The organism is Mycobacterium sp. (assembly GCF_039583785.1).
Classification (GTDB): domain Bacteria; phylum Actinomycetota; class Actinomycetes; order Mycobacteriales; family Mycobacteriaceae; genus Mycobacterium.
This window is the reverse complement of sequence record NZ_JAVKSG010000109.1, coordinates 1-6,731: the sequence shown is the minus strand read 5'-3', so window position 1 is coordinate 6,731 and position 6,731 is coordinate 1. Positions and strand designations below refer to the sequence as shown.

Here is a 6,731-nt window from a genome sequence, read left to right as displayed (position 1 = left end):
CCTCGATTTTTCACAGGTGGCCATCTGGGGCTGAGGGTTGTTGCGAGGCGGCTCTGTTTGGGTGATGTGGGTCCGGGGGTGGCTGGTATCGCCGCGGGTCGTCCGCGGTGACGCCGGGTTCCACTGTCCGGGGCTGGTCGGCTCCTTCCTGGGTTGATCGGGATTGGTGGCCCGGGTGTTATGGGATGGCGGCGACGCGGTGGAACGCGGTTTCGAGTTCGGTTGCCCAGGGCCATGTTTCGGCTATCCGGAGGATGGTCTTGCGGGATCGTTTGATGATCCGGGCACCGGTGTGCAGCAACCGGTAGCGCAGGGTCTGCGGTTCGGCGACGGCGAGGTCGCCGTCGAGCAGCAGCAGCCGGGTCCAGCACAGCAGGTCGCAGGCGATCGCGACCGCGGCCACCCACGCGGTGTTGATCGACCACGAGGACGACGGCCATTTCGCGAGACCGGTTGCTTTCGCGCAGCGGATGAATCCCTCGACTCGGGCGTGGACGCGGTGGCGCGCCTCGAGTTTCTGGAGTTGACCACCGGCGGTGTTGGTCGCGATCGGCTGATACCGGTAGCCGGCGAGCTGTTCGAACAGCGACAGCTGGGTGGCTTCCTCGATGGGTTCGCGGCGGACCAGGATCCGCATCCCTGCCGGCCAGGAGCCGAGTTTGTCGCCGCCGACGCTGTCGCGCAGCAGCCCGGTGACCTCGGCGACCTGCGCGTCCTGGCGGGCGGCGCCGGTCGCGTCGAGCGCCGCCTCCCACACCGACTCGGGCAGTGCGGCGATCGCGGCTCGGACGCGTTTGTCCAGGTCGAACCCGACCGAATACCCCACTGTGAACCCCGTGCGGGCGTTAAGTGCGGTGAGATGTTCGATCACCTTGTGGCTGGAGCCGGCGCCGTCGATGGTGAACAGCAACCGGCGCCGATGCTTGGCGGGCAGGGCGGCGATCGCGGCGTCGATGATCGCGATGTGGTCGGCGGCCGTGTTGGATCCGGCATTGCCGGCGCGCGCGATGATCGCCAGGCATTCGCCGGTGTTGTCACACCACGCTGTGAGCGGGTGAAAGCCGTAGCCGCCCTTGAAATTGCCGGCCGCTTGCTGCTTGTCACTGTGAGAGTTGACCAAGGTGGCGTCGATGCGGATGCCGATCATGCCGGCGATGTCGCCGTAGGCGGTGGCAATCGGCGGAATCGAACCGTGACGGGCTTCGATCAACGACCACACCACTGTGCGGGTCCGGTTACGGGCCGCGGTGATTCTCTTCAGCGCCCGCTCATCGATCTCATTGAGCGCCCGCCACGTCGTCGATGTCGACGCGACCGGGCCGAAGATCCGCTGCTGATCGCCGAGCACGCCGATGTCGCTGATCGAGGTCGCGCCATCAGCGATCGCCAACGACAAGTCGGCCAGCACTCGGCCGCGGTCGTGGATCACATCGGGTTTGGCCAACGCATCGGAGAGTTCCCTGGTCAAACCGGTGCGGTCGGCCAGCATCCGGGTGATCACCGTCCCGGTATGGGAGACGACATCATCGCCACGGACCTCGATGTCCAAACCGTTGGACCAGTCAGTAGTAGTCTGCATCTGAGAAGTGCGCCTGTTCTGTGGATTCTGGAGTCGTTGACAAACCCCATTCTCCCAGTGCGAGCGCACTTTTCGCGTTCACGACACCCGAAACCTACCGATCACCGTGAAATATCCAGGCGAGCACCGCCGAGTATGCCCAGCGCGGCGACCCCTGCGCGCATCGTCGCGGTGGCGGCGGTGAACACGGGCAACGTCGCGCTGCGGCGCATTAGGTTCCGGGCTGAAACTGCCTGAATGCCGGCCGATCACGCTGTACCGGCGGCATCGCCGTGGGCCGGGATCCGGCGACGAGCGCCGGCCACCTGATGGGAATCCAGCACGGCCGCGCTTGGCCTTGCGCGGGTGCCCATTTTCTACCGCCGCTCAGCGACTGGGCGTTGAGCCGGGTGCATTGGAAGATATGCAGGCGGTCGGCAGGTCGAACCATCGCAGGTGTTCGAAGTCCTCGGACAGGGTCAGCGGATGCTGATCGATCGAGTGGTCGGGCTGTCCGCGTGGGGCTGTCAGGATCGTGATGGCTTCCTGCAAATAGCGTGCGAGATCGGTTTCGGGGGCGTGGTTTTCGTGCTTGGGGTATTGCATCACCCCGTTCTGGTCGTAGGAGATTTCGCGAAGTCGCAGCGGGGGCTCGACGGGGCCGAGGTGGTGTCGCCATATTCCGCTGGCTGGGTCGAATCGGTAGTCCTCGAGTAGTCGCCAACCGTCGGTGGCGATGAGCCGGACGGCCTCGACAAGGTAGGAGAAGACCTTCTCGGAGATGAAGTAGTTGAAGTTGACGCGGACCCAGCCTGGTTTGATGCCCTCGCAGCCGTGGGTGATCTCGCGTTCGAATTCGCGTGAACGGTCCAGGTCGATGCCCAGCAAACGGTGGCCGTAAGGACCCGCGCACGAGCAGCCGCCACGGGCCTGGATTCCGAAGAGGTCATTGAGGACAGCGACGACAAAGTTGTGGTGCAGGTAGCGGCCGCTGGAGGTCCGAACCACGAAAGACACGATCGACAGCCTTTTGGCGTCGAGGTTACCGAGGATTTCGATGTTCGGCTCGTTTTGCCAGGCCGTGATCGCACGCCGCAGGTAGTGCTCCTCGTGGGCGCGGATCACGTCGACGCCGACCGCTTGTTTGAGTTGGAACACCAGCCCGGCCCGGATCGATTCGACGATGGCCGGTGTGCCGCCCTCCTCACGTTGGGTGGGATCTTCGAGGTAGCGGTGCTCGGCCGGGTTGACGTAGGCGACGGTGCCGCCGCCGGGCACATCGGGCACCCGGTTACCCAGCAACTCCCGACGGACCACCAGAACCCCTGGGGTGCTGGGCCCTCCGATGAACTTGTGCGGACTGAGAAAGATCGCGTCCTTGTAGTCGAGGCGATTCGTGCTTAGGTCGCCGTACATTTCGATGTCGACGTAGGGTCCAGCCGCGGCGAAGTCCCAGAAGGACAATGCGCCGTGCGCGTGCAGCAGCGCCGAGATCCGGTGGGTGTCGGTGACGATCCCGGTCACGTTGCTGGCCGCGGAGAACGAGCCGATCTTCAACGGCCGCGCTTGGTGTCGCAGGAGTTCTTTCATCAGGATCGCGGCGTCGATGTGGCCGTCAACGTCCTGGGGAATGACGACGACATCGGCTATCGATTCCCGCCAGGGCAGCTCGTTGGAGTGATGCTCGAATGGGCCGATAAAGACCACCGGGCGTTCACCGGCGGGGATGGCGTCGCTCAGCTGGTAACGGTCTTCCAATGCGGCCGGGATACGCAACCCCAGGATGCCGATCAGTTTGTCGATCGCCCCGGTGCAGCCCGATCCTGCGAAGATCACCACGGTTTCGGCGTCGCCGCCGACAGCGTCGTTGATGATCGAACGGGCGTCTTCACGCAACCTGGTGGTCTGCAAACCGGTTCCGCTGGACTCGGTGTGGGTGTTGGCATAGCGGGGCAGCACCTGGTCGCGGATAAAGGCCTCGAGGAAGCTCAACGCCCGGCCCGACGCGGTGTAGTCGGCATAGGTCACCCGACGCGGCCCATATGGACCGGGCATCACCTGATTCTCGCCGATCACCGAATCACGGATCTGCCGTAGCAGCGGGGTCTCGATAGGTGCCGGCTCAGTCACAGCACCGAGGGTAGGCGTGAAGTTGTTCCACATCGAGATCACCCGAATCGAGCGTGGGATCGTTTCCGAAGCCGTTCCCCGGTCTCGGTAGTTGACTGATCCGCTGCACAGTCGAGGAGCTTCGGAGAACGGGTGGCCGCTCGCGCTGCCCGGACCGGGTTGAAATGTCCGGCGTCCCCGCCATGCCACGGATCGCGCTGCACGAGAACGCTGTCTGGGTGTGTGTCGCGGGCCGATCCGGCAAACTCGGGTAGGTCGCAGCCCAGTCGGTGGGCACAGGGTCCACGGGTTCGCGCTGGAATAGGTAGTGGGGCCAGATCATGGCGGGCAGCAGGACTGCAGCTCCTGCACCAAGGGATACCAGCGTCGCGGGGAGCACGGCGTTGCTGGCGTGGGCGTCGGCGATCGTCGTGGCGGGTGGCAGGAGCAACGGGTAAGACGGCCGGAAACTCTCGCTGAGACTAGACGGAGCCGGCGATCCGGGGCGCTTCTCAACTCGGGCCGACCGTATCTGCCGGAGCCCCCGCGGGCTCGGCCCGATCGGGCCTGCTCCCCTCAGGCAGCGGTGTCCGGCGGGATGGGCCCCGCCGCGCGGCGGATGTCGGCCAGCCGTTCTTCGCAGATGCGGTAGAAGACCCAGCTTCCGCGACGCTGCCTGGTGACCAGGCCGGCTTCGTGCAGGATCTTGATGTGGTAGCTCACGCTCGGTTGGGAGATACCGAGTGGGCCGGTCAGGTCGTAGCCGCATTCCCCGCCGGGTCTCGTTCTGAGCAGTCCGAGGAGTTGGACTCGGGTCGGGTCGGCCAGGGCCTTGAACAGCTTGGCGATCCGTTCGGCCTCGTCGCGGGACATGGCTTCGTCCAGTGTCGGATAGGGGCTTGCGTCCTCGGGTCTCGGCACTAGCGGCGCCGTACCCGTGTCCACCTGGGCCTTCCGAGAACCTGGCATATCGAGATATTGACATTTATCGAATGCTGGCGCAACCTACCAGCACCACCCGTTGCGTCTATCGACCGGAGACCAGTGTGTACAAGCCCCTGATCCCGTGTGTGGTACCGGCCGACCCGGACCACCCGGGCCGGCCACTCGCGATGTTCCGGCGGTAGCAAGCCGATGGCCGACACCGTGACTTACCGGCATCCTGAATCCCTGGCCACACCCGAGTGGCTGGCCGAGCATCTTGACGACCCGTCGGTCCGGGTGGTGGATGCCCGTTTCGCCATCCGGGCAACTACCGAGGGAGCGCTGGTAGGCGCCGCCGAGCACGGGGCCTACCGCGAGGCCCACATTCCAGGCGCCGTGTTCATGGACGTGATGGGTGACCTCGCCGATGCGGACGACCCGGTCGTGGTGGTGCCGCCGGAGCGATTCGAGGACCTGATGAGTCGCCTCGGGATCGGCGACCGGACCACGGTGGTGGTCTACGACGGCCAAGGTGGAACCTGGGCCGCTCGGCTATGGTGGGCTTTGCGGTACTACGGCCACGACGCCGTCATGCTGCTCGACGGCGGTTTCACCTGTTGGCTGGCCGCAGGTCTCCCGGTCGACAGCGGGGTGCCCGACCCTTCGCCGGCGACGTTCACCGCCCGGGTCCGGCCCGAGCTCCGGGTCGACGCCGATCAAGTGGCTCAAGCCATCGGTTGTGACGACGTCTGCATCGTCGACGCGTTGCCCGAAGTCTTCTTTACCGGTGCGGCGCGCCTGTACCCGAACCACCGGGCCGGCCACATACCCACCGCCCACAACGTGCCGGCGCCGTCTCATGTAGATCCGGTCACTCACCGATTTTTGCCCGCCAGCGCGCTGGCCCGGCTGTGGGAGCCGGTCGGGTTGGAGCCTTCTCGCCGCGTCATCACCTATTGCGGCGGCGGCGTATTCGGGGCCTACGCCCTCTTCGCGCTGCATGTCATGGGACACGAGAACGCCGCCCTCTACGACGCCTCGTGGATGGAGTGGGGTGCCGATCCCGGCCGGCCGGTGGAGACCGGATCGAAAGCTGCGACACATGATCGCTATCAACCGACGAACCCAAGGAGGCAGTGATGGCGCGAATCAAGCTCATCGATCCCGACCAAGCTCAGGGACGCACGCATGAGGTCTTCGAGCGGGTGAAGGCGTATTACAAGATGGTGCCCGGGCTCCAGCAGGCATTGAACTACCTGCCCGAGACCACGGATGCGTTGTGGACCCTGAGCCTGAATACGGCAATGGAGGGAAGCATCCGTGAAGAGCTCAAGCGCGTGTTCTTCGCGGTGACCGCCTACGAGGTCGAATGTGAATACTGCACCGCGGCCCACATGATCGCCCTGATGGGCAAGAAGTGGAGCCGCCAGGAGTGCGTGGACCTCATCGAGGGCAAACCATCTCCCCGGTTGACCGACAAGGAGAACGCCGCGGTGGACTTCGCCCGGACGGTCGGTCGTCGTCCGGCCGCAGTGACTGACGAGATGACCGACAAACTACGAGCATTCGGATGGACCGATGCCGAGATCGTGGAGATCGTGGCCTCAGTTGCGCTGATGCGCTACACGACCACGGTGGCCAGCGCCCTCGACGTACCGCTCGAAGAGGCCATGGAAGGCGTAGGGGTCAGCTGCGGGGTGCCGCTCGATCGGCTCGAGGGTTGATGGAACCGGCCGCCGGCTTCTCCGGTGGTGACCGACCTGCGACTTCGAAAGAAACCGCAGGCGCAGCCTTCGATCTTCTCGGCGGCATGATGGTGGCTGCTCACGCCGCCGGGCTGGTCACCCTCGGCCTTCAGCTCGGGCTGTTCCGGGCGATGGTCGGCCAGGGACCGTTAACCAGCGTTCAGGTCTCCGATCGGGCCGGGCTACATGAGCGGTGGGTCCGAGAGTGGCTCCATGCCTTATCCGCCGCCAGAGTGGTGACCTACGCCGGGGACGGACGGTTCGAGGTGAGCGACGAGGTGGCCGCCTTACTGGCCGATGAGTCCAGCCTCCTCTATATGGGCGGGAGCTTCACCACGCTTCCCCACCATCTGAGCCTGCTGCCCCGGCTTGCCGAGGCATTCAAAACCGGGCTG

Annotated in this window: 5 protein-coding genes and 1 pseudogene; 3 read left to right on the top strand and 3 right to left on the bottom strand. The window is 65.3% G+C overall.

From position 1 onward, the window contains the following. Positions 1–178 precede the first annotated feature (178 nt). The 3 genes from ABDV69_RS19490 to ABDV69_RS19480 form a co-directional block, all read right to left on the bottom strand. Complete coding sequence (locus ABDV69_RS19490) at positions 179–1,579, bottom strand: IS1380 family transposase (RefSeq protein ID WP_343577322.1); 1,401 nt, start codon at positions 1,577–1,579, stop codon at positions 179–181. A gap of 366 nt (positions 1,580–1,945) precedes the next feature. Further along, positions 1,946–3,688, bottom strand: coding sequence for an aminotransferase class V-fold PLP-dependent enzyme (locus ABDV69_RS19485; RefSeq protein WP_343577320.1), 1,743 nt, complete (start codon positions 3,686–3,688; stop codon positions 1,946–1,948). A 555-nt stretch (positions 3,689–4,243) separates the two neighbouring features. Next, entirely contained in the window at positions 4,244–4,588 is a 345-nt protein-coding gene (locus ABDV69_RS19480) for a metalloregulator ArsR/SmtB family transcription factor (protein WP_343577318.1), read from the bottom strand. 213 nt (positions 4,589–4,801) lie between these two features. On the opposite strand from ABDV69_RS19480, the gene ABDV69_RS19475 reads away from it, so the two are divergent. The 3 genes and pseudogenes from ABDV69_RS19475 to ABDV69_RS19465 form a co-directional block, all read left to right on the top strand. Further along, complete coding sequence (locus ABDV69_RS19475; protein ID WP_343577317.1) at positions 4,802–5,731, top strand: sulfurtransferase; 930 nt, start codon at positions 4,802–4,804, stop codon at positions 5,729–5,731. Beyond that, the gene (locus tag ABDV69_RS19470; RefSeq protein WP_343577316.1) at positions 5,731–6,315 is read left to right on the top strand and encodes a hypothetical protein; all 585 of its coding nucleotides are present in this window, start codon (positions 5,731–5,733) and stop codon (positions 6,313–6,315) included. The genes ABDV69_RS19475 and ABDV69_RS19470 overlap by 1 nt, the downstream gene beginning before the upstream one ends. Beyond that, positions 6,315–6,731 (top strand): annotated as a pseudogene (locus tag ABDV69_RS19465) (hypothetical protein); the annotation flags it as partial. The gene ABDV69_RS19470 and the pseudogene ABDV69_RS19465, both read left to right, overlap by 1 nt.

Bases quoted from the DNA above. Each gene is read 5' to 3' on its own strand.
- ABDV69_RS19470 (WP_343577316.1), top strand. From the start codon at position 5,731: ATGGCGCGAATCAAGCTCATCGATCCCGACCAAGCTCAGGGACGCACG.
- ABDV69_RS19490 (WP_343577322.1), bottom strand. From the start codon at position 1,579: ATGCAGACTACTACTGACTGGTCCAACGGTTTGGACATCGAGGTCCGT.
- ABDV69_RS19475 (WP_343577317.1), top strand. From the start codon at position 4,802: ATGGCCGACACCGTGACTTACCGGCATCCTGAATCCCTGGCCACACCC.